The sequence below is a fragment of the Streptomyces sp. NPDC039480 genome, assembly GCF_055597165.1.
Genome location: NZ_JBVITX010000021.1, coordinates 1 through 22,453 on the forward strand (window position 1 = coordinate 1; position 22,453 = coordinate 22,453).

Below are 22,453 nucleotides of genomic sequence, written 5' to 3' on the forward strand. Positions count from 1 at the left end.
ACTCTTTCGTGTCCGATTTCCTCGGTGCCTTTCCGGTTCCCGCTCCGGCCTTTCGGCTTTCGCGTTTCCCTTTCCGGCGGTTCCGACTTTATCAGGTCTCATTCGACTCTCTGACCACGGTCACCGCGAACATGCGGAACCGAACCCAGGGATAGGATCTGATGTGAAGGATGCCGCCGGGGCCGGACGCTTGCGTCCCACGGCCTCAGGCAGGAGTACGACTGTACATCGGGCATCGTGCCGGGCGCAAATCGTTTGAGCGCTGCCTCTACGTCCGTCAACCGGGACCACTCATGCGGAACCGGGACTTCCTATGACTTACCCTTCTGAACAGCGCGTCGTCCCGGACAGGTAGTGACGACGGCTATGAATCTCCACCCCCTGGGAGGCTTGCCATGACCAGCGTTTCGTCCCCGCTTGCAGGACGCGCCATTGGGCTCTCTGCTGTACCGGATCCCGTGTTCTCAGGCGCGATGGTCGGGCCTGGCACGGCCATCGATCCCGTGCGTGAGCCTTCGGAGGCCGTCTCTCCCGTGGACGGCATCGTCGTCTCTCTCCACCCCCACGCGTTTGTAGTGGTGGACGACCAGGGTCACGGTGTGCTCACGCACCTGGGCATCGACACGGTCCAGCTCAACGGTGAGGGCTTCGATCTGCTCGTCAACAAGGGCGACACCGTGCAGCGCGGTCAGGCCGTGGTCCGCTGGGACCCGTCCGCCGTCGAGGCGGCCGGCAAGTCCCCGGTGTGCCCCATCGTGGCGCTCGAGGCCACGGCCGAGTCCCTCGGCGACCTCGTCGAGGCCGGCGACGTGAAGGCCGGCGACGCGCTCTTCAGCTGGAAGTGACGTCATCGCCGTCGCTGACGGCAAGCAGGACAACCACCGCGACGGCTGGGCCCGTCGCACTACCGGAGACGGGTGAAATGGAGACAACGCTGCGAGGCGTCGGTGTCAGCCACGGAGTGGCGATCGGCGAGGTTCGGCACATGGGTACCGCTGTGCTCGAGCCGCCGGCCAAGCAGATTCCCGCGGAGGAGGCGGAGCGCGAACAGGGGCGCGCTCGCCAGGCCGTGGAAGCTGTGGCGGCCGACCTGAATGCGCGCGGCAACCTGGCGGGCGGCGAGGCCCAGGCGGTGCTCGAGGCGCAGGCCATGATCGCCCAGGACCCGGAGCTCATGTCCGACGTCGACCGACGCATCACCGTCGGCAGCACGGCCGAGCGCGCTGTCTACGACGCGTTCTCCCACTACCGCGAACTGCTGGCCGGTGCCGGTGAGTACATGGCCGGTCGCGTGGCGGACCTCGACGACGTGCGGAATCGTATCGTCGCGCGTCTGCTGGGCGTCCCGATGCCCGGCGTGCCGGACAGCGACCAGCCGTACGTATTGATCGCGCGAGACCTGGCGCCCGCGGACACCGCGCTCCTCGACCCCGCTCTGGTGCTCGGCTTCGTCACCGAAGAGGGCGGTCCCACGAGCCACAGCGCGATCCTCGCGCGGGCGCTCGGAGTGCCGGCCGTCGTCGCGCTGCCCGGCGCCGGTGAACTCGCCGAGGGCACCGTCGTCGCCGTGGACGGCAGCACCGGTGAGATCTTCGTGGACCCGAGCGAGGAGAAGCGGGCGCAGCTGTCGGCCGCCGCCGCCGAGCGCAAGGCCGCGCTGGCCGCGTCGACCGGCCCGGGTGCGACGTCCGACGGGCACAAGGTGCCGCTCCTCGCCAATGTCGGCGGTCCCGCCGACGTGCCGGCCGCGGTCGAGGCGGGGGCCGAGGGTGTCGGTCTGTTCCGCACCGAGTTCCTGTTCCTGGACGACAGCACGAAGGCGCCGTCCGAGGAGAAGCAGGTCGAGGCGTACCGCAAGGTGCTCGAGGCCTTCCCCGAGGGCCGGGTCGTCGTGCGTGTGCTGGACGCCGGCGCGGACAAGCCGCTCGACTTCCTGACGCCGGGCGATGAGCCGAACCCTGCGCTGGGTGTGCGCGGGCTGCGGACACTGCTCGACCACCCCGAGGTGCTGCGGACGCAGCTGACGGCGCTGGCCAAGGCCGCCGCGGGGCTGCCCGTCTACCTCGAGGTCATGGCCCCGATGGTGGCGGACCGCACCGACGCCAAGGCCTTCGCGGACGCGTGCCGTGAGGCGGGGCTGCAGGCGAAGTTCGGCGCGATGGTCGAGATCCCGTCGGCCGCGCTGCGGGCGCGCTCGATCCTGCAGGAGGTCGAGTTCCTGTCGCTGGGCACCAACGACCTCGCTCAGTACGCCTTCGCCGCCGACCGGCAGGTGGGCGCGGTGTCCCGGCTCCAGGACCCGTGGCAGCCCGCGCTGCTCGACCTGGTGGCGATGTCCGCCGAGGCGGCGAGTGCCGAGGGCAAGAGCTGTGGCGTGTGCGGCGAGGCGGCTTCGGACCCGCTGCTCGCGTGTGTGCTGACCGGTCTGGGTGTCACCTCTCTGTCGATGGGTGCGGCGTCCATTCCGTACGTGCGCGCGACGCTCGCCAAGTACACGCTGGCGCAGTGCGAGCGTGCCGCTTCGGCGGCGCGTGCCGCGGACAGTGCCGAAGAGGCTCGCAAGGCCGCGCAGGCGGTGCTGTCGGGCGAGTGACCCGCTTGCGGGCAGTTCGATCGCGACCCCGAGGGGCGCTCCACCGGTCGGTGGGGCGCCCCTCGGGCGTTCAGTGCGTGTGTCCCCCTTCGGGAGCGTCGGGTTCGAGGTCGGGTGCGGCGCAGTAGTCGACGCCGGACTCCGGGGAGACGAGTTCCCCGGAGATGGCGTCGGTGCAGTAGGCGTCGAAGACCTCGGCCGCGTTGAGAGGCTGGAGGCGGCCGCCGTGCATGCGCCAGCCCTGGACGCGGTCGCGGGTGCCTTCGGCGCTGGAGCGCAGCACCATGCCGACGGCGCGGTGGGTGGCGATGCCGACGGCCAGGACGGTGGCGAACTCCAGGGCCTCTTGGTCGTCGAGCAGGGCGCGGCCGTCGGCTTCGACCTCGATGTGCAGTGCGGCGAGGAGGGTTTCGGGGTGGGCGGGGACGCTGCACACGAGGTGCCGGGTGCCCGGGCGGGAGGTGTCGAGGGCCCGCGTGATCAGTTCGGAGGCTCGGGCGAAGGCGGCGCGTCCGATGTCCTCGCCGCAGGTGGCGCAGGTGCCGGCGCGGGCGAGCTGCACTGTCGCGTACTCCCAGGTGGCCCGGCGGACCGCTTCGTCGACGAGGTCGGGGACGAGGTCGGCGAGGGGCTGGCCCTCGTACGGAACGGTGGGGCCGCCTGAGGCCAGTTCGGCGGTGAAGCGGGTGCGGCTGTCCGGGGTGTCCGGGTCGCGGCCGGTCTCCGCGCAGTACTCCTCGTACTCCTGGGGGTCGAAGAGCGCGATGGTGGTGTGGCTGCCCTGGGCCGCGAGGGTTTTGAGGAGGTCCTCGACCTGCTGGAGGTAGGTCTCGTGGTCGTCGAAGGTGAAGGTGCGGTAGCGGCGCATGGCCGCGAAGTCCTCCTCGTCGGCCAGCAGGCCGATGGTTCCGGCTACTTCGCGGCGCAGTGCGCGTCGCATCGTGTCGTGTCGGGTGTGCGCCATGATGTTCCCCCTGCGAACGGTCGATCAATGCTCACTCACAGTAACGAGGGGCACTGACAACGGCCGCTGAGCTGCGGGAAGGCGCTGGGGTCAGGTGCGCTTGCGGGCCAGGTCGGCGTAGAAGTCGAGGAGTTCGATGCGGTCGACGGAGCCGGGATTGACCGCCTTGTCCAGAGGTGTCCCTTGGAGGAGGCGTTTGACCGGGACCTCGATCCGCTTGCCGGTGAGGGTGTGCGGGACGCCGGGGACCTCGATGACCTCGTCCGGGACGTGGCGCGGTGAGAGCTGCTCGCGGATGGTCCGCTTGATGCGGTCGCGCAGGGTGTCGTCGAGGGTGGCGCCTTCGGCGAGGTGCACGAAGAGGGGCATCCAGTAGCCGCCGTCGGGCTGTTCGACGCCGATGACGAGGGATTCGCGGATTTCCGGGAGCCGTTCGACGGCTTCGTAGATGTCGGCGGACCCCATGCGGACGCCCTGGCGGTTGAGTGTGGAGTCGGAGCGGCCGTGGATGACGACCGAGCCGCGTGAGGTGAGGGTGATCCAGTCGCCGTGGCGCCAGACGCCGGGGTAGGTGTCGAAGTAGCTGTCGTGGTAGCGGGTGCCGTCCGGGTCGTTCCAGAAGTGGATGGGCATGGACGGCATGGGGTTGGTGACGACGAGCTCGCCGACCTCGTCGGTGAGTGGTTTGCCCTGGGGGTCCCAGGACTGCAGGTCCGTGCCGAGGCAGGGCGCCTGGAGCTCCCCGATGTGGACGGGGAGGGTGGGGACTGCGCCGGCGAAACAGGAGCAGACGTCCGTGCCGCCGCTGACCGATGCCGTCCACAGGCCGCCCGGGGTGTTCGCGAACTCGTCGTGCAGCCAGCGGAAGCCGTCGGGCGGGAGCGGGGAGCCGGTCGTGGCGACGCAGGTGACGCGGGAGAGGTCGAAGTCCCTGGCGGGGTGGACGTCGGCCTTGCGGCAGGCCATGACGTACGCGGCGGAGGTGCCGAAGAGGGTGGCTCCGGTGCGCTCGGCGATGCGCCACTGGGCGCCGGTGTCGGGGTGGCCGGGGCTGCCGTCGTACAGGACGATCGTGGTGCCCGTGAGGAGGCCGGAGACGAGGAAGTTCCACATCATCCAGCCGGTCGACGTGTACCAGAAGAAGCGGTCGTCGGGGCCGAGGTCGCAGTGGAGGCCGAGCTGTTTGAGGTGTTCGACGAGGATGCCGCCCTGGGACTGGACGATCGCCTTGGGGAGGCCGGTGGTTCCGGAGGAGTAGAGCACCCACAGGGGGTGGTCGAAGGGCACCGGTTCGAAGGTGGGTGCCGTGTCCCCCGAGGTGAGGGCCGACCATTCCAGGGTGCCTTCGGGGGCTTCGGTGTCGAGCAGCGGGATGTGGACGACGGCGCGGAGGCTCGGCAGTTCGGCGCGGAGCTCGGCGACGGTGTCGCGGCGGTCGTGCTCCTTGCCGCCGTAGCGGTAGCCGTCGACGGTGAAGAGGACGACCGGTTCGACCTGCTGGAAGCGGTCGAGGACGCTGCGGGCGCCGAAGTCGGGGGCGCAGGAGGTCCAGACGGCGCCGACGGCGGCGGTGGCCAGGAGGGCGACGACGGCCTGCGGGATGTTGGGCAGGTAGCCGCTGACGCGGTCTCCGGGGCGTACACCCAGATCGCGCAGTTCCGCGGTGAGGGAGCCGACTTGGCGGCGGAGTTCGGCCCAGGTGACGGGCTGCGGGTGGTGGCTCTCGTCGACGTGGAGGAGGGCGGGGGTGTCCGCGCGCGTGGGGTCCTCGGCGGCGCGGAGTGCGTGCTCGGCGTAGTTGAGGGTCGCTCCGGGGAACCACTCGGCGCCGGGCATGGCGCGGTTGCCCAGCACGCGCGCGTAGGGGGTGGTGAAGCGGACGTCGAACCAGTCGGTGACGGCTTTCCAGAACGTCTCGAGCTCGGTGACCGACCAGTGGTGCAGCGCTTCGTACCCGCCGTCGGCCGGGGCTCCGTAGTGCTCGGCCGCCCAGGCCTGGAACTGGGTGACCTGCGCTTCGGCGATCCTCTCGGGGCTCGGCTGCCAGAGCGGCACAGGGTTCGCTGAGGACGTCATGGGGCGGCTCCCGGACTGTACGCGTCGTATGCGTGTGGGGTGCGCACGTGCTGGGTGTGCGCGTGAACACGGCTGCAAGGGACGATGCCACGTGATCGACTTCCGCACCAGGGTCTGCCGCACACGGGCACCCCGTCGGACATGTGGCGTAGCCCCAGGTGAACGGCAGTTGAACGCGGCCCGCACGCGGCTTCTTCGGTGGCAGGGTGAGCAGCATGAACGGTCGTGACCTGGTGCGTTCGGTGAAGGCGGTCGGCATGGTCGGCACGGCGCAGGGGTTGCGCACGGTGCGCTCCTCGTGGCGCAGGTGGCGGGCGGACGCGACGGGGCTGGCCCCCCGGGGCGCGGAGCGTGCGCGGGTGCCGGGCGTGGTGACGGGAATGGAGCCGGAGCCCGGTGGTGGTGTGGTGCGGTTCGCCCGCTCCGAGCTGCGGGTGCGGGTGACGGTCGGCGGAGCGGTCTTCCTGGGCTGGGACGGGGCGGAGCCGGAGCCGTCGTACGCGTTGGCGTGCCGGAGCCCCGAGCCGGACCCGCGGGCCGTCCTTGAGCCCGACAAGGAGGGCGGCTGGCGGGTCGTGTCGGAGCGGGCGACGGTCGTCGTCTCGCGGCACGGTGCGGTGGAGCTGCGCACGCCGGGTGGTGTGATGCTGCGGCGTGATCTGCCGCCGCGCTGGTGGGAGCCGGCCGAGGGGGGTGCGGCGCGCTGGGTGCAGCGGTCGGAGGTGGCGGCGGACGCGCGGTTCTTCGGTCTGGGCGGGCGGTCCCGCGGGCCACGGCTGCGGAACGGGACGTACCGGCTGTGGAACACCGATCCCGGTGGCTCCTTCGGGCCGGATGACGATCCGCTGTACATCACCATGCCGGTGCAGATGGTGGTGGCGGATGCCGCCACGCATCTGGTCTTCCACGACAACACGTGGGAGGGCGATGTGTCGGTGCGCGAGGGGGTGGAGGGTGACGGGTCCGGTCATGACCGGGCCGGTTCGTGCGAGGTGCGGATGAGTGGCGGGCCGCTGCGGTGCTGGGTGATGGTCGGTACTCCCGCGCGCGTGATGCACGCGTGGGCGTCGCTCACCGGCCCGCCCGCGCTGCCGCCCTCGTGGGCGCTCGGGCATCATCACGCGCGGTGGGGTTTCGGCAGTGAGCAGGAGGTGCGGCGGATCGTCGCCGGCTACCAGGAGCGCGGGCTGCCGTTGGACGCCGTCCATCTGGACATCGACCACTACGAAGACCACCAGGTCTTCACCGTCGACAAGGAGCGCTTCCCCAAACTGCCGCAGCTCGCCGATGAGTTGCGCAGGGGCGGGGTCCGGCTCGTCTCGATCATCGATCCCGCGGTGAAGTCCGAGCGGGGTGTCGAGGTGTACGACAGCGGGGTGGCGGCCGATGCGTTCGTGCGGGATGTCGCGGGGCGGCCGGTGCGCGGTGTCGTGTGGCCCGGAGAGGCGGTGTATCCGGATTTCACCGACCCGCGCGCGCGTGAGTGGTGGGGCACGCTCTACGAAGAGCGCCTGGAGCAGGGGTTCGCGGGCTTCTGGCACGACATGAACGAGCCGGTGTCGTTCGCGGCGTTCGGTGAGACGACCCTCCCCCGGTCGGCGCGGCACTCCCTGGAGGGACGTGGCGGTGACCACAGGGAGGCCCACAACGTGTACGGCCTGGGGATGGCCCGCGCCGGGTACGAGGCGCTGTGTGCGCTGCATCCCGAGGAGCGGCCCTTCTTGTTCTCGCGTTCCGGGTGGGTGGGAATGCAGCGCTACGGAGGGACATGGTCCGGAGATGTGTCCTCGGACTGGCCTGGGCTGCGGGCTTCGTTGGCGCTGGTGCTGGGGCTCGGGTTGTGCGGTGTGCCGTACTCGGGGCCCGATGTGGGTGGTTTTGGTGGCAGTCCGTCGCCGGAGCTGTATCTGCGGTGGTTCCAGTTGGGGGCGTATCTGCCGCTGTTCCGTACGCACGCGGCGATCGGGGCCGGGCGGCGTGAGCCGTGGGAGTTCGGTGCGGAAGTGCTGGGGCACGCGCGCGAGGTGCTCGTCGAGCGCAGGCGGCTGTTGCCGTACTTCGTGACGCTCGCCCATCTCGCGCGGCGTACGGGCGCTCCCTATGTGCGGCCCTTGTGGTGGGGGAACCCCGAGGACAGGGCGTTGCGGGACTGTGAGGACGCGTTCCTGCTCGGGGATTCCCTGCTGGTGGCACCTGTTCTGGAGTGTGGTGCCGTGCGGCGGTCGGTGCCGTTGCCGGCGGGGCGTTGGTACGACACGGCGACCGGCAGGGCCTACGAGGGGCCTGGGAAGGTGCTGGTGGACGCTCCGTTGGCGCGCGTGCCGGTGTTCGCGCGCGCGGGGACGGTGTTGCCCGTGCGGGGGGCCGACGGTGGCCTGGAGCTGGAGGCCTGGGCGCCTGCCGAGGGGCGTACCGGTGGTGGTGTCGTGGTCGTCGACGCGGGTGACGGCTGGGCGGAGCCGGAGCTGGAGCGGTTCACGACGCGGTGGAGCGCGGGGCGGGTGGTCGTGGAGCGGGACGGGGGCGAGGACGGGCCCGCACCGTGGCGTCCGGTGCGGGTACGGGGGCTCGACGGCTGAGGGGCAGCAGGTGACGGGGGTCGGCGGCGGCTGTGGACCGGGAGCCCCGGGTCAGTAGCGGCCCTCGAACCACGCGCGTGCCGCCAGCGTGTGCAGCGGGAAGGCGAGCTCTTCGGGGCGACGCAGCAGGTCCCAGCCCGCCGTCTCGTCGGTCGGCGCGGGGGCCGGCAGGTCGGCGGCGGGCCGTGCGGGGAGCAGGCCGAAGAGCAGGAGGTATCCGTCGGGGGCGCTCATGACGTCGGCCAGGCGGACGTCGCGGCTCTCCGCGCCGATGCCGGTCTCTTCCTTCAGCTCGCGCACGACCGCGTCGCGCCAGTCCTCCCTGTCGTCGATGAAGCCGCCGGGCAGGGCGAGGCCACCGAGCGCGGGGGCGATGGTGCGGGTGACGACGACCAGGCCGGTGCCCTGTGTGTCGTACGCGGGCTGGACGGCGACTGCCACGGGCAGCGGGTTGCGGTAGGCCACTGTGCCGCAGGCGGCGCAGGTGCGGGGCCAGCCGGAGGGCTGGTCTTCGTAGGACGCTCCACAGCTCGAACAGTGGGAGCCCGGAACGGAGTTGGTGGTGTGTGGGGATGCGGACACGCCGCGGACTGTATCCGATCCCCGATGCGTCGGTCTTTCGCGGGTGGCGGAGACCCTGATAGACGCAGGGGCATGACAGGAATTGTCCCCGCTCTGCGGAATCTCGCCGTCGGCGCCGCCGCTCTGCTGGCCGTGGCCGCCGCTCCCTCACCCGCGCAGGCCAAGCCTGAACCGAAGGCTCCGGAGGAGTTCGTCGCGCTGCGCGACGTCGACCCGACGATCATCCAGGAGATGCGTTACTTCACCCCGCACAACTTCGTCGGGGAGCCCATCGACGGCTATCGGAAGCCGATGTGCATCCTCACCGAGCCCGCGGCGGAGGCACTCCACAAGGCGCAGCGCGCGCTCCTTCGCAAGGGCTACTCCCTGAAGGTGTACGACTGTTACCGCCCGCAGCGGGCCGTCGACCACTTCGTGCGCTGGGCCGAGGATCTCACCGACGAGCGCATGAAGGCGGAGTTCTACCCGCATGTCGACAAGTCGCGGCTGTTCGCGGACGGTTACATCGCGGAGAAGTCCGGGCACAGCCGTGGTTCCACGGTGGATCTGACGGTGGTGCGGCTGCCTGCCCTGCCGACCCGTCCGTACGTCCCCGGGGAGCCCCTGACGCCCTGCTTCGGTCCGCGGAGCGAGCGCTTCCCCGACAACTCGGTGGACATGGGGACGGGGTTCGACTGCTTCGACACGCTGTCGCACACGGACGATCCGCGGATCAAGGGGAAGCAGCGGGCCAACCGCGATCTGCTGCGCAACACCCTGGGCAAGCAGGGCTTCGTCAATCTCCCTGAAGAGTGGTGGCACTTCACTTACAAGCCCGAGGCGTTCCCCGACACCTACTTCGACTTCCCCGTCTCGCGGCGGTCGCTGCAAGGGACGTAGCGTCGGCGGGTACCCCGTGGCACACTTCTGACGTTCCGTCAGATCCAGTGCCTGGAGGAGCCTTGTCGCGTACGCGCACACCCGTAGTGCCCAACTGGTTCGCCGGGGAGGGTGAGGACTTTCGCCTTCTGGGCACGCGTTGCTCCGCCTGCGCCTGTGTCTTCTTCCCTCGCGAGGACGGGTTCTGCCGCAATCCCGGCTGCGGGGGCGGGGAGCTGGCCGAGGTGCCGCTGGCGCGCCGGGGGCGCGTCTGGTCGTACACCGACGGCCGCTACCGGCCGCCCGCGCCCTATGTCTCCGACCCGGAACTTCCCTGGGAGCCCTACACGTTGATCGCTGTGGAGCTGGCGGCCGAGCGCATGGTGGTGCTCGGGCAGTCGGCTCCTGGAGTCTCCGTCGCCGACCTGGAGGTCGGCATGGAGGTCGAGGTCGTCCCCGGGGTGCTGCACGAGGACGGCGGGACGACGTGGACGACCTGGCACTGGCGGCCCGTGGGGGTGGGCGCATGACCGGAGAGGTGGCGGTGCTCGGCGCGGGCATGCATCCCTGGGGCAAATGGGGGCGCGGGTTCGTCGAGTACGGAGTGGCGGCGGCGCGTGCGGCGCTCGCGGACGCCGGGGTCGACTGGCGGGACGTGGGTTCCGTCGTCGGGGCGGACACGGTCCGCGGCGGCTATCCCGGTTACGTGGCGGGGGCCACGTTCGCCAAGGCGCTCGGCTGGCAGGGCGCGCGCGTGGCGAGTGTGTACGCGGCGTGCGCGTCCGGCGCCCAGGCCATCAACGCGGCGCGTACTCAGATCCTGGCGGGCATGGCCGACGTGGTTCTGGTGGTCGGCGCCGACGCGGCTCCCAAGGGTTTCTTCCGGCCCGCCGGCGGGGACCGGCCGGACGACCCCGACTGGCTGCGGTTCCGGGTCCTCGGGGCGACGAACCCCGCCTACTTCGGCCTCTACGCACGCCGCAGGATGGCCGTGCACGGCGACACGCTGGAGGACTTCGCGCAGGTCAAGGTGAAGAACGCGGCGGCGGGCGCCCTCAATGCGAACGCGCGCTACCGCAAGGCCGTCACCGCCGAGGAAGTCGCCGCCTCCGCCGTCGTGGCCGACCCGCTGCGGCTGCTCGACATCTGTGCCACATCGGACGGCGCCGCGGCCCTGGTGCTGTCCAGCATGCAGTTCGCGCGGCGGCACGGGGCGGCGGATCCGGTGCGCATCCGCGCGGTGTCCACGGTCACGCCGACGTATCCGACGACGGTGCTCGATCTGCCGGACATCGCCACGGACTCGGCGGCGGTCGTGCGCCCCGCCGACGGGACGTTCCGCGCGTCCATCGCCCGGACCGCGTACGAAGAAGCGGGCATAGGCCCCGAGGACATATCGCTGGCGGAGGTCTACGACCTGTCCACCGCCCTGGAGCTGCAGTGGTACGAGGACCTGGGGCTGTGCGGCGAGGGCGAGGGCGCCAAGCTGTTGCGCGACGGGGTGACGGCGCCGGGCGGGCGCGTGCCCGTGAACACCAGCGGAGGGCTCGCCTCCTTCGGGGAGGCGGTGCCCGCGCAGGCCATCGCCCAGGTCTGTGAGGTGACCTGGCAGTTGCGAGGGGCCGCGGGGGCGCGGCAGGTCGAGGGGGCGCGTGTGGGGGTGACCGCGAACCAGGGGCTGTTCGGGCACGGGTCCTCGGTGGTGGCGGTGCGCTGATCCACGGGTGCCGTGGAGGAAGCGCACACGCCGGTTAACCGTTGCCGTCCGCGACCTTGACGCTCCATCACCATCGGTGAACACTTCCGGGTGTCAGTCGGCGTCGCCGCACTTCGGCTCCACGCGCTCAGAGCGTCTGCGCGCGCGAAGGGCCAGCACAAAGGGCCTGTTCACCGGGTCATCCCCCATGGGCGATTCGACTGCGACGGCACGCTCGCCATGGGCGCCGGGCGGGGTTCGGGAGGCCTCTGCCGCCGGCTGCGTCAGCCGGGCGTATCCAGGCAGCGGTCGTGAGTACGCACCCTGCACGGAGGACCGGGGCGCACCGCCCCGGACCAGGGCCTAGGAGCCGCCATGTACTCGAACGGGGACATCTTCGTCGGTGAGGTCATCGGCACCGCGATTCTGATTCTTCTCGGCGCCGGCGTGTGCGCCGCCGTCACGCTCAGCCATTCGAAGGCGAAGGCCTCCGGGTGGGTCGTCATCGCCTTCGGATGGGGCTTCGGCGTGCTCGCCGGGGCGTACACCGCGGGGCCGCTCTCCGGCGGTCACCTCAATCCGGCCGTCACGCTCGGCATCGCGATCGACACCGGCAAGTGGGACAAGGCCTGGATCTACGTCCTCGGGCAGATGGTGGGCGCGATGGTCGGCGCCGTCCTCGCCTATCTCGTGTACCTCGCGCAGTTCAACGCCAACGTCACGCGAAGCGTCAAGGACAAGGTGTCCAGCGCGCACGAACCGACGCCGACGCTCGGCATCTTCTCCACCATCCCGGAGATCCGGAACCCCGTCGCGAACATCATCACCGAGGTCATCGCGACCGTCGCCCTGGTGCTGCCCATCCTGGCCTTCGGGCTCACCGAGGGGCTCGGCGAATCCGGCACGCAGACGCTGATCGTGGCCTTCCTGGTCGTCGGCATCGGCCTCTCCCTCGGTGGCCCCACGGGCTACGCCATCAACCCGGCGCGCGACCTCGGCCCGCGCATCGTGCACACCTTCCTGCCGATCCCGAACAAGGGAACGTCCGACTGGAGTTACGCCTGGGTTCCCGTGGCCGGACCGCTGATCGGCGGCGCCCTCGCGGGCCTCATCTACAACGCAGCCTTCTGAGTCGTCTCACCAAGGGTCATCAAGGGGTAGCCATGCCGGACAGCTCCGAGAAATTCGTCGCCGCCATCGACCAGGGCACCACTTCGAGCCGCTGCATCATCTTCGACCAGGACGGCGCGATCGTCGCCGTGGACCAGCGGGAACACCGCCAGATCTTCCCCAAGCCCGGCTGGGTGGAGCACGACGCCACGGAGATCTGGTCCAAGGTGCAGGCGGTGGTCGCGGGAGCCATCGCCAAGGCCGGGCTCCGCGCCGACCAGCTGAGCGCGCTCGGCATCACCAACCAGCGCGAGACGACGGTCCTGTGGGACCGCGCCACCGGCAAGCCCGTGCACAACGCGATCGTGTGGCAGGACACCCGCACTTCCGCGCTCTGCAACGACCTGGGCGGCGCGGACGGCCAGGACCGCTTCCGCGAGCAGACGGGGCTGCCCCTGGCGAGCTACTTCTCCGGGCCCAAGGCCGCCTGGCTACTCGACAACGTGCCGGGGCTCAGGGCCCGCGCCGAGCGGGGCGAGATCGCCTTCGGCACCATCGACTCCTGGCTGATCTGGAACCTCACGGGCGGCACCGACGGCGGCCGGCACGTCACCGACGTCACCAACGCGGGCCGCACCATGCTGATGAACCTCCAGACGCTCCAGTGGGACAGCTCGATCCTGTCCGCGATGAACATCCCCGAAGCGGTCCTGCCGGAGATCAGGTCGTCCGCCGAGGTCTACGGCACGGCCGTGGGCCAGCTCTCCGGAGTGCCCGTCGCCTCCGCCCTCGGCGACCAGCAGGCGGCCGTGTTCGGGCAGGCCTGCTACGACACGGGGACGGCCAAGAACACCTACGGGACGGGCAGCTTCCTGCTGCTCAACACCGGTGACAGGCCCGTCCCCTCGAAGAACGGGCTGCTCACCACGATGGGCTACAAGATCGGCTCCGAAGCGCCGGTGTACTGCCTGGAGGGGTCCATCGCGATCACCGGTGCGCTGGTGCAGTGGTTCCGCGACCAGCTCGGCATCATCCGCAGCGCCGACGAGATCGAACCGCTCGCGGCGAGCGTGGACGACAACGGCGGGGCGTACATCGTGCCCGCGTTCTCCGGCCTGTACGCGCCCTACTGGCGCTCCGACGCGCGCGGTGTCGTCACCGGGCTCACCCGGTACGTCACCAAGGCGCATCTGGCGCGTGCGGTCCTGGAGGCGACCAGCTGGCAGACCCGCGAGGTCGTCGACGCCATGTACCAGGATTCCGGAGTGCGGATCACCACCCTCAAGGTGGACGGCGGCATGACCAAGAACAACCTGCTGATGCAGCACCAGGCGGACGTCCTGGGCGTGCCCGTGATCCGCCCCAAGGTCTCCGAGACCACCTGTCTGGGGGCGGCGTACGCGGCCGGGCTCGCGACCGGTGTGTGGAACGACCTCGACGAGCTCAAGGCGCACTGGCAGCAGGACGTGGAGTGGACGCCGCGGATGGACGCCGCATCGCGGGACCGCGAGTTCCACAACTGGCACAAGGCGGTGGAGCGGAGCTTCGGCTGGCTGGAGGACGGCGAGGGCTGAGCCGGGCAGAGCCGCGGCCCGTACCCCGGTCGGCGGGGGTACGGGCCGCTGAGTGCGGTCGTCGGCGGCTAGGTGGTCGCGTGTTCGCGGGAGGCCGCGGCCGCCGCCATCGCGTGTTCGACGACGTCGATGAGGACCTCCTTGACGGACTCGCGGTCGCGCGCGTCGCAGAGCACGACGGGCACTTCGGGGTCGAGGTCGAGCGCCTGGCGCACGGTGTCCGTGGGGTAGCGCGAGGCGCCTTCGAAGCAGTTGACGCCGACGACGAAGGGTATGGAGCGCCGTTCGAAGTAGTCGATGGCGGCGAAGCAGTCCTCCAGGCGGCGGGTGTCGGCGAGGACCACAGCGCCCAGCGCCCCGGTGGCCAGCTCGTCCCAGAGGAACCAGAAGCGGTCCTGCCCAGGGGTGCCGAAGAGGTACAGGACGAGGTCCTCGCGCAGGGTGATGCGGCCGAAGTCCATGGCCACGGTGGTGGTGTGCTTGCCCGCGACGCCGCGAGTGTCGTCGACGGGGCGCCCTGCCTCGCTGAGGGTCTCCTCGGTGCGCAGCGGCCTGATCTCGCTGACCGCGCCGACCAGGGTCGTCTTGCCGACGCCGAAGCCGCCCGCCACCAGGATCTTCAGCGTGACCGGCTCGACGGGGGCCTTGCCGCGCTCACTGCGCCTGAAGATCATCGCTCACTTCTCCTGCATCGGTGGTGTCGCGCGGGGCCGGTCCGTATCCGCCGCCGCCGGGGGTTTCGATCACGAGTACGTCGCCGGGGCCCAGGTCGGCCGAGTCGCTGCCCGCGAGCTCCACGACGGTGCCGTCCGCGCGTTCCACGCGGTTGGCGCCGAGTGCGCCGGTGTCACCGCCCGCCATGCCGTACGGCGCGATCCTGCGGTGCTGCGACAGGGTGGAGACCGTCATCGGCTCACGGAAGCGGATGCGGCGTACGGCTCCGTCCCCGCCGCGCCATCTCCCGTCGCCCCCGCTCCCCCGTCGTACGGCGAACTCCTCGAGGAGGACGGGCAGCCGCCACTCCAGTACCTCGGGGTCGGTGAGCCGGGAGTTGGTCATGTGGGTCTGCACGACGGGCGCCCCGTCGAAGCCGTCGCCCGCTCCGGAGCCGGAGGCCACCGTCTCGTAGTACTGGTGGTGGTCATTGCCGAACGTGACGTTGTTCATCGTGCCGGAACCCTCGGCCTGCACGCCCAGGGCGGCGTAGAGCGCCCCCGTGATGGCCTGGGAGGTCTCCACGTTCCCCGCGACGACGGCCGCGGGCGGCTCGGGGGCGAGCAGTGAGCCCGGGGGCACGATGACGCGCAGGGGGCGCAGGCAGCCGTCGTTGAGCGGGATGTCGTCGGCGACGAGGGTGCGGAAGACGTACAGGACGGCGGCGTTGACCACCGCGAAGGGGGCGTTGAAGTTGGTGGCGAGCTGCGGCGACGTACCACTGAAGTCGATGGTCGCGGAGCGTTCCGCGCGGTCCACGGTGACGCGGACGTGGATCGTGGCGCCGGAGTCGGTTTGATAGGCGAACTCGCCCTCTTCCAGGACGTCGATCACGCGGCGTACCGATTCCTCGGCGTTGTCCTGGACGTGCTTCATGTACGCCTGGACCACGTCGAGGCCGAAGTCGTCGATCATCCGGAGGACTTCGTCGACGCCCTTCTGGTTGGCGGCGATCTGGGCACGCAGGTCGGCGAGGTTCGTGTCCGGGTTGCGTGAGGGATAGGGGGCGTCGGTGAGCAGGCGGCGGGTCTCGGCCTCACGGAAACGGCCGTCTTCTACAAGAAGCCAGTTGTCGAAGAGGATGCCCTCCTCGTCGATGGTGCGGCTGTCGGCCGGCATGGATCCGGGGGCGATGCCGCCGATCTCGGCGTGGTGCCCGCGCGAGGCGACGTAGAAGAGGATCCGCTCCTCGGTCCGGTCCCTGGTCCGCTCTCTGGTCCGCTCCTCGGAAGAGCCGTCCGTCTCCGAAGTGCCGTGCTCCCCCGGCCTGTCGAACACCGGCGTGATCACCGTGACGTCGGGGAGGTGCGTGCCGCCGTGGTACGGGTCGTTGACGGCGTAGGTGTCCCCGGGGCGCATGCCGGTGCCGCGGCGCGCGATCACCTCCTTCACGCTGGTACCCATCGAACCCAGGTGGACGGGGATGTGCGGCGCGTTGGCGACGAGGTTGCCGTCCGGGTCGAACAGCGCGCAGGAGAAGTCGAGACGCTCCTTGATGTTCACCGACTGGGCGGTGGACTCCAGGCGGGCGCCCATCTGTTCGGCGATGGACATGAAGAGGTTGTTGAACACTTCAAGGAGCACGGGGTCGGCCGCGGTGCTCGCGGTGGAACTCTCCGGCGCGGTGACGCGTTCCATGAGCAGGTGGCCCGCTTCCGTGGTCGACGCCCGCCAGCCGTCGTCCACGACGGTGGTGGCACCGGCCTCCGTGATGATCGCCGGCCCTGTGACGGTCCGGCCCGGCGGCAGCTCCTCGCGGCGGTGCAGGGGTACGTCGCGTCGGCTGCCGCCGGTGTGGAGGCTGACCCGCTGCGGGGTGCCCGGCCCGACGGCGGCGGCCGCGAGGGTGGAGAGGTCGGGTGGTTCGGTGTCTCCGGTGGCCTCCACAGAGAGGGCCTCCACGACGACGGGCCGGTCCAGGGTGAAGGAGTAGGTGGCGCGGTGGCGGTCCTCGAAGTCCCGGGTCATGGTGTCCGGGTCCGTGAGTTCCACGGTCAGGGCGGTGTCCGTGCCGTCGTAGCGGAGTTGGGCGCGGCGCGTGACGCGGACGCGGTCGGCCGGCACGTCCTCGGCGAGGAGTTCGTCGCGGGCCGCGCTCTCCAGGTCGTCCGCCGTCTTGCGGACGTGCGGCATCGAAGACGCCTCCAGGGGCAGCTCCACGGACTGCTCCCGCATCGCCGTGGTGTCGGCGAGGCCGATGCCCAGGGCGGAGAGCACACCGGCCATGGGGGGTACGAGGACGGTGCGGATGCCCAGTGAGTCGGCGACCATGCACGCGTGCTGGCCGCCCGCGCCGCCGAATGTGGTCAGGGCGTAGCGCGTGACGTCGTGGCCCTTCTGGACGGAGATGCGCTTGACGGCGCCGGCGATGTTGGCCACCGCGATCCGCAGGTAGCCCTCGGCGACCTGCTCGGGTGTGCGGTCGTCGCCCGTCGCAGCGCGGATCTCCTCGGCCAGGGCGGTGAAGCGGTCGCGCACGAGGTCGCCGTCGAGGGGCTGGTCCCCGTCCGGCCCGAACACCGCCGGGAAGTGGGCGGGTTGGATGCGGCCGAGGGCGACGTTGGCGTCGGTGACGGTGAGCGGCCCGCCGCCGCGGTAGCTCGCCGGGCCGGGATCGGCGCCCGCCGAGTCGGGGCCGACGCGGTAGCGGCTGCCGTCGAAGTGGAGCACCGAACCGCCGCCCGCGGCGACGGTGTGGATGTCGAGCATGGGGGTGCGCAGCCGGACCCCGGCGATCCGCGTGGTGAAGACCCGCTCGTACTCGCCGGCGTAGTGCGACACGTCCGTCGACGTGCCGCCCATGTCGAAGCCGATGACGCGGTCGAAGCCCGCGAGGCGCGACATGCGCGCCATGCCGACGATGCCGCCCGCGGGACCGGACAGGATCGCGTCCTTGCCGCGGAACCGGCCCGCTTCCGTGAGGCCGCCGTTCGACTGCATGAACATCAGCCGCACGTCGTGGAGTTCGTCGGCGACGTGCTGGACGTAGCGGCGCAGAACCGGCGACAGATACGCATCGACGACCGCGGTGTCGCCCCGCGGTACGAGCTTCATGAGGGGGCTGACCTCGCTGGAGAGCGAGACCTGCGGGAAGCCGGTGCGGACGGCGAGCTCGCCGACGGCCTGCTCGTGGGAGGGGTACAGGTGGCTGTGCATGCAGACGACCGCCACGGAGCGGATCCCGTCGTCGTACGCGGCGCGCAGGGGGCCCGTCAGGCCCTCCAGGTCGGGTGGGCGCAGCACGTCGCCGTCGGCGGTGACGCGTTCGTCGACCTCGATGACGCGGTCGTACAGGAGTTCAGGGAGGACGATCTCGCGGGCGAAGATCCGTGGGCGGTTCTGGTAGGCGATGCGGAGGGCGTCGCGGAAACCCCGGGTGATGACGAGGGCGGTGGGCTCTCCCTTGCGCTCCAGGAGGGCGTTGGTGGCGACGGTGGTGCCCATGCGGACGGCGTCGACGGGCGCGGCGTCGTCGCCGTCGCCCGTCTTCGCGTCGGCGAGCAGTTCCCGGATGCCCGCGACCGCCGCGTCCCGGTAGCGCGCCGGGTTGTCGGAGAGGAGTTTGTGCGTGCGGAGGCTGCCGTCCGGGCGCCTCGCGACGATGTCGGTGAAGGTGCCGCCCCTGTCGACCCAGAACTGCCAGCCAGTCACGTTCTCACTCCCGCTTCCGCGCTGTTCAGAGCGCCCGGAGGCCGCTGATCACGTCGCGCAGAATACTCTCGTCCGGAAGCTCGGCAGGGGGCACGGGACGGGTCACGTGCACCAGTTCGTCCTCGACGAGATCGCCGATGAGGACACGGACCACGCCGACGGGCAGGTCGAGTTCGGCCGCCAGTTCGGCGACCGACTGGGGCGTGTCACGGCAGAGCTCGACGATGTCCACATGCTCCGGAGACAGCGTCTGGTCGGCCTCGTGGACGCCGGACGCCCGATCCTCGGTGATGACGACCGCGATCAGGTCGAGCCGGTGCTGCCCGGGGCTCGTGGTGCGGCCGCGTGTCATGGCGTACGGACGCACTACGGGACCGGCGTCGTCGTCGAACCAGCGGGGCGCCTCCTGCGCCTTCGGTAACTTCCGCGTGGCCTCTGTTGTTCTCTGCGTCCCTCGACCGTCTTCGCTCATGACCTCCCACTACCCCCCGGCGGGCAGATCCGTGCGCGGCGCCGTACCCAGATGCACACCGACCCGCTTGACCAGCAGCGTCATCTCGTACGCCACCAGGCCGACGTCGGAGTCCGCGTCCGCGAGGACGGCGAGGCAGCTGCCGTCGCCCGCGGCCGTGACGAAGAGGAAGGCGTCGTCGAGCTCGACGACGGTCTGCCTGACCCTGCCCGCCTCGAAGTGCCTGCCGACCCCCTTGGCGAGGCTGTGGAACCCGGAGGCGACGGCGGCGAGGTGCTCGCTGTCCTCCCGGGTCAGGTTCTTCGACACACCGGTCGGCAGGCCGTCTCCGGAGAGCACGAGCGCCTTGCGGATGCTGGCGACGCGCTGCACCAGGTCGTCGAGGAGCCAGTTCAGCTCCCCCCTCCCGCCGGTCGTGGTGGTGCGTGCGTCGGCATTCGGTGCGGTCATCGACCGTCCCCCTCGGATGTCGTTCCTGGTGCTGTGCCGTTCGGGGCGTCGTCGCCCGCGGCGTTCTCGTCGCGGCCGCGCTGCCAGCCCCGCTGGAGCGAGGCCATGCGGCTGCGTACCTCGTCCGCGTCGCGCTCCTCGGGCCGGGTCTCGGCGCGTCGGGGGCGGCGGTCGGGTCCGTCCTTCAACTGCGGGGCGAGGCTGGCCTGCCGGACGCGGCGGGGCAGTCCGCCCGGAGCGGTCGTGTCGGGGTCGGGCGCCGCCGCGGGCCGGAGCCCGGTGCCGTCCCAGGGGGCGCGGTCCGGGGTGGCGCGGTCCTGCGGGGCGGTGTCCGGGGTGGCGGTGCGGCGGCCGCGCCGGGGAAGATCCGTCGACACGTCGTCGACGGCCGTGACGTCGTGGTGCGGCGGCGACAGGTCGGGCCAGGCGGGCTGCGACCGCGGGCGCCGTGGGGCCTCGTCCTCGGCGGCCGGGGCCAGGGGCCTGCTCTCCGGCTGCCTGCCTTCCGGGAAACGGCGGCTGTCCTGCGGCCTGGTGTCCGGGAATCGGCCGGCCTGCGGTTCGCCGTCGGGGAACCGGCCGTCCTGCGGCCTGCCGTCCGGGAAGCGGCTGTCCTGCGGACCGGTGTCCGGGTACCGGCTGTCCTGCGGCCTGGCGTGCGTCACCGGGCGGCCGTTCGAGCGGACCAGTTTCGGGGTCCTGCGGCGCGGCAGCGGGACGGGCCCTCCGGAGTGGGCGTCCTCGCCGGCGTCGTCCTGGGAGGCTCCGGCGGGAGCGGCGCCCCTGCGGGTCGGTTCCCCGCGGCTCGCCTCGCGGTCGTCGCGAGCCTGCTGGTGCTGTTCGCCGGGCGTGCCCGCCACCCGGCGGCGCGGCCGGAAGAGGCCGCCGCGCTCGCTCTCCTCGTCGCCGAGGGCGCCGGGGAAGGCGTCGAGGTCGGCCAGGCCGACGGGCGCCTCCAGCTCGACGGGGCCGTCCAGAACGGAGGCGGGCAGACCCGGCAGCTGCACGGGCACCTGGGCGAGCGCCGCCGCGCGGTCGGCCCTCTTGTCGGGGCCCGCCATGGCCTCCCTGGTCTGCGCCCGGTCGAACCGGAAGCCCGCGCCACTCGTGTCGGGCACGTCGTCGGTGAGCAGCGACTCGGGGATGAAGACGACAGCGGTCGTGCCGCCGTACGGAGAGGGCTGCAACGACACGCGGACGCGCTGGCGCTGTGCGAGCCGGCTGACCACGAACAGGCCGAGCCGGTCGGTGTCGGACAGCTCGAACTCGGGGGTCTCCGCGAGCCGCAGATTGGCGTCCAGGAGCGCGTCGGCCGTCATGCCGAGGCCCCGGTCGTGGATCTCCAGGGTGAAGCCGTTGGCGACGTGCTCGCCGAGCACCTGCACCGCGGTGTGCGGCGGCGAGAACACCGTGGCGTTCTCGAGGAGTTCGGCCATGAGGTGCGTGAGGTCGGCGACCGCGGGCCCGGTGACCGCGATGCGGGGCAGGCGGCGCACCTCGATGCGTTCGTAGTCCTCGACCTCGGCGACGGCGGCGCGGACGACGTCCATGAGCTGGACCGGCTTGCGCCACTGACGCGACGGGGCGGCGCCGGAGAGGATCACGAGACCCTCGGCGTGCCGCCGCATGCGGGTGGTCAGGTGGTCGAGGCGGAACAGGTCGGCGAGCTCGTCGGTGTCCTCGGTCCTGCGCTCCATGGTGTCGAGCAGGGTGAGCTGCTTGTGCAGCAGGACCTGGCTGCGGCGGGCGAGGTTGACGAAGACCTCGGAGACGCCGCGGCGCAGGTCGGCCTGTTTGACGGTGGCCTCGACGGCGGCGCGCTGCAGCGTGTTGAGGGCCTGCCCGACCTGGCCGATCTCGTCCTTGCCGTACTCGAGGCGGGGCGCCTCGGTCTCCACGTCGACCTGCTCGCCCGCCGCCAGGCGACGCAGTACGCCGGGCAGCCGGACGCCGGACGCCTCGTGGGCCTCCAGCCGCAGCCGGCGCAGGTCGCGGATGAGGCTGCGGCCGATGCGTACGGACAGGAAGAGCGAGACCAGCAGCGCCAGCAGGCCGAGTACGCCGGCCGCGATGACCCGGACGATCACGCCGACGGCGGCCGGCTCGACGCGGTCCTGGAAGCGGTCGGTCGCTTCGTTGTTGCTCTCGGAGAGCTGCTTGAGGACGCGGCCCGCGGCCTGGTCCCAGTGGCTGGACGTGACCGCGCGCTGCTTGTCGGGCCCGGACTCGATGATGTCCTGCTCGGCCTTGCGCAGTTGAGTGGTCTCGGTGCCGTTCCAGTAGCGCTCGTAGCGGGCGCGGTCGTCCTCGGGGAGTTGCGCGAAGTTCACCTCGAAGAGGAGGGAGCGCTGGGCGCGGAGCTCGGTTGCCTGCCGGATCTCGGCCTTGGTGATCCGCCCGGCGACGAGCGCCGAACCGATCAACGCATCCTCACGGGAGAGCAGTTCACGCGCGCGGGTGGCGCCGACGAGCGCCCGGCCCTGCTGGTCGTACTTCATGTCGTCGAGACCGGAGAAGCCGTTGAGCGTGCTGAGCAGGTCGAAGTAGGGGTCGATCAGCTTCGTGTACATCTTCAGGGCGCCGGCCCTGGTGATCGTGCCCTCTTCGACGCTCCTGCGCAGCGGCTCGATGCCGTCGAAGGCTTCGACGAGCTCGTCGAGCCGTTGCCGCGAGTCTCCGCTGACGCCGTCACGGACGTCCGGGTCCTGGGCGTTGGCCCGGATCTTGTCGACCATGTCGTCGGTCGCGGTGCGGCTGCGGCGGAGCGCGGCGAGCGCGTCCGAGGCCCTGGGGTCGGCGAGGTAGACGAGGGTCTGTCGGCGCTCCAGCTGGATCACGCGCGCCGTGTCCTCGACCGGGTAGGCGAGCTTGTCGACGACGTTCACCGTGTCGATGAGGCTCAGCGCCTGGCGACCGGTGACGACGGTGGCGAAGCCCCAGATCGCGGTGAGGGAGAGCAGCGGCACGAGCAGCAGCGCCACGATCTTCCGGCGGATGGACTTCCCGCGAAAGCGCATGGCCTCCCCCAGATCGGCCCCCTGAGGCCGTTGCACGGGCCAGGGGCACACATGTGCGTCAACAAACGGCGCGAGCCTACTACTGACTCACGGGCAACTCGAAGGTGCATCCGAACG

16 protein-coding genes are annotated in these 22,453 nt (G+C 71.2%); 8 read left to right on the top strand and 8 right to left on the bottom strand.

Annotation, left to right across the window (positions count from 1 at the left end; genetic code table 11):
* The first annotated feature begins 395 nt into the window (after positions 1-395).
* Positions 396-845, top strand: a complete 450-nt coding sequence (locus tag ACZ56E_RS39635) for a PTS sugar transporter subunit IIA (RefSeq protein WP_468613061.1) — start codon at positions 396-398, stop codon at positions 843-845.
* Positions 846-922: 77 nt separating this feature from the next.
* Complete coding sequence (ptsP, locus tag ACZ56E_RS39640) at positions 923-2,593, top strand: phosphoenolpyruvate--protein phosphotransferase (protein ID WP_471221843.1); 1,671 nt, start codon at positions 923-925, stop codon at positions 2,591-2,593.
* 70 nt (positions 2,594-2,663) lie between these two features.
* Here the strand turns inward: ptsP and ACZ56E_RS39645 are convergent, their stop codons facing one another.
* Both ACZ56E_RS39645 and ACZ56E_RS39650 read right to left on the bottom strand, forming a co-directional pair.
* Complete coding sequence (locus tag ACZ56E_RS39645; RefSeq protein WP_471221844.1) at positions 2,664-3,557, bottom strand: hypothetical protein; 894 nt, start codon at positions 3,555-3,557, stop codon at positions 2,664-2,666.
* 90 nt (positions 3,558-3,647) lie between these two features.
* Positions 3,648-5,633 carry an acetoacetate--CoA ligase gene (locus ACZ56E_RS39650; RefSeq protein WP_471221845.1) on the bottom strand — a complete coding sequence of 662 codons (1,986 nt, stop codon included), beginning with the start codon at positions 5,631-5,633 and terminating at the stop codon, positions 3,648-3,650.
* A gap of 215 nt (positions 5,634-5,848) precedes the next feature.
* Here ACZ56E_RS39650 and ACZ56E_RS39655 point away from each other — a divergent pair, with 215 nt between their 5' ends.
* The gene (locus ACZ56E_RS39655; RefSeq protein ID WP_471221846.1) at positions 5,849-8,212 is read left to right on the top strand and encodes a glycoside hydrolase family 31 protein; all 2,364 of its coding nucleotides are present in this window, start codon (positions 5,849-5,851) and stop codon (positions 8,210-8,212) included.
* 51 nt (positions 8,213-8,263) lie between these two features.
* Here ACZ56E_RS39655 and ACZ56E_RS39660 read toward each other — a convergent pair whose 3' ends face one another.
* Positions 8,264-8,794, bottom strand: a complete 531-nt coding sequence (locus ACZ56E_RS39660; protein ID WP_468613052.1) for an NUDIX domain-containing protein — start codon at positions 8,792-8,794, stop codon at positions 8,264-8,266.
* A 72-nt stretch (positions 8,795-8,866) separates the two neighbouring features.
* On the opposite strand from ACZ56E_RS39660, the gene ACZ56E_RS39665 reads away from it, so the two are divergent.
* The 5 genes from ACZ56E_RS39665 (at position 8,867) to glpK (ending at position 14,032) form a co-directional block, all read left to right on the top strand.
* Positions 8,867-9,673 (top strand): M15 family metallopeptidase, encoded by an 807-nt coding sequence (locus ACZ56E_RS39665; protein ID WP_471221847.1) that lies wholly within the window; start codon positions 8,867-8,869, stop codon positions 9,671-9,673.
* A 62-nt stretch (positions 9,674-9,735) separates the two neighbouring features.
* Positions 9,736-10,182: a Zn-ribbon domain-containing OB-fold protein gene (locus ACZ56E_RS39670; RefSeq protein ID WP_471221848.1), complete on the top strand. Its 447-nt coding sequence runs from the start codon at positions 9,736-9,738 to the stop codon at positions 10,180-10,182.
* The gene (locus tag ACZ56E_RS39675; RefSeq protein WP_471221849.1) at positions 10,179-11,369 is read left to right on the top strand and encodes a lipid-transfer protein; all 1,191 of its coding nucleotides are present in this window, start codon (positions 10,179-10,181) and stop codon (positions 11,367-11,369) included. The genes ACZ56E_RS39670 and ACZ56E_RS39675 overlap by 4 nt, the downstream gene beginning before the upstream one ends.
* Positions 11,370-11,723: 354 nt before the next feature.
* Entirely contained in the window at positions 11,724-12,479 is a 756-nt protein-coding gene (locus tag ACZ56E_RS39680; protein WP_471221850.1) for an MIP/aquaporin family protein, read from the top strand.
* Positions 12,480-12,511: 32 nt separating this feature from the next.
* On the top strand, positions 12,512-14,032 hold the full coding sequence (gene glpK, locus ACZ56E_RS39685; RefSeq protein WP_471221851.1) for a glycerol kinase GlpK: 1,521 nt from the start codon (positions 12,512-12,514) through the stop codon (positions 14,030-14,032).
* Between the two features lie 68 nt (positions 14,033-14,100).
* Here the strand turns inward: glpK and ACZ56E_RS39690 are convergent, their stop codons facing one another.
* The 5 genes from ACZ56E_RS39690 to ACZ56E_RS39710 are packed head-to-tail and all read right to left on the bottom strand — an operon-like array spanning position 14,101 to position 22,336.
* Positions 14,101-14,706 carry a GTP-binding protein gene (locus ACZ56E_RS39690; protein WP_362994934.1) on the bottom strand — a complete coding sequence of 202 codons (606 nt, stop codon included), beginning with the start codon at positions 14,704-14,706 and terminating at the stop codon, positions 14,101-14,103.
* Positions 14,687-18,397: a hydantoinase B/oxoprolinase family protein gene (locus tag ACZ56E_RS39695; protein WP_471221852.1), complete on the bottom strand. Its 3,711-nt coding sequence runs from the start codon at positions 18,395-18,397 to the stop codon at positions 14,687-14,689. Before ACZ56E_RS39695 ends, ACZ56E_RS39690 begins: the two co-directional genes overlap by 20 nt.
* 25 nt (positions 18,398-18,422) lie before the next feature.
* Positions 18,423-18,869 carry a DUF742 domain-containing protein gene (locus ACZ56E_RS39700; RefSeq protein WP_398312411.1) on the bottom strand — a complete coding sequence of 149 codons (447 nt, stop codon included), beginning with the start codon at positions 18,867-18,869 and terminating at the stop codon, positions 18,423-18,425.
* A gap of 9 nt (positions 18,870-18,878) precedes the next feature.
* The gene (locus ACZ56E_RS39705) at positions 18,879-19,319 is read right to left on the bottom strand and encodes a roadblock/LC7 domain-containing protein (RefSeq protein WP_150165449.1); all 441 of its coding nucleotides are present in this window, start codon (positions 19,317-19,319) and stop codon (positions 18,879-18,881) included.
* Positions 19,316-22,336: a nitrate- and nitrite sensing domain-containing protein gene (locus tag ACZ56E_RS39710; protein WP_471221853.1), complete on the bottom strand. Its 3,021-nt coding sequence runs from the start codon at positions 22,334-22,336 to the stop codon at positions 19,316-19,318. Before ACZ56E_RS39710 ends, ACZ56E_RS39705 begins: the two co-directional genes overlap by 4 nt.
* Positions 22,337-22,453: the final 117 nt, after the last annotated feature.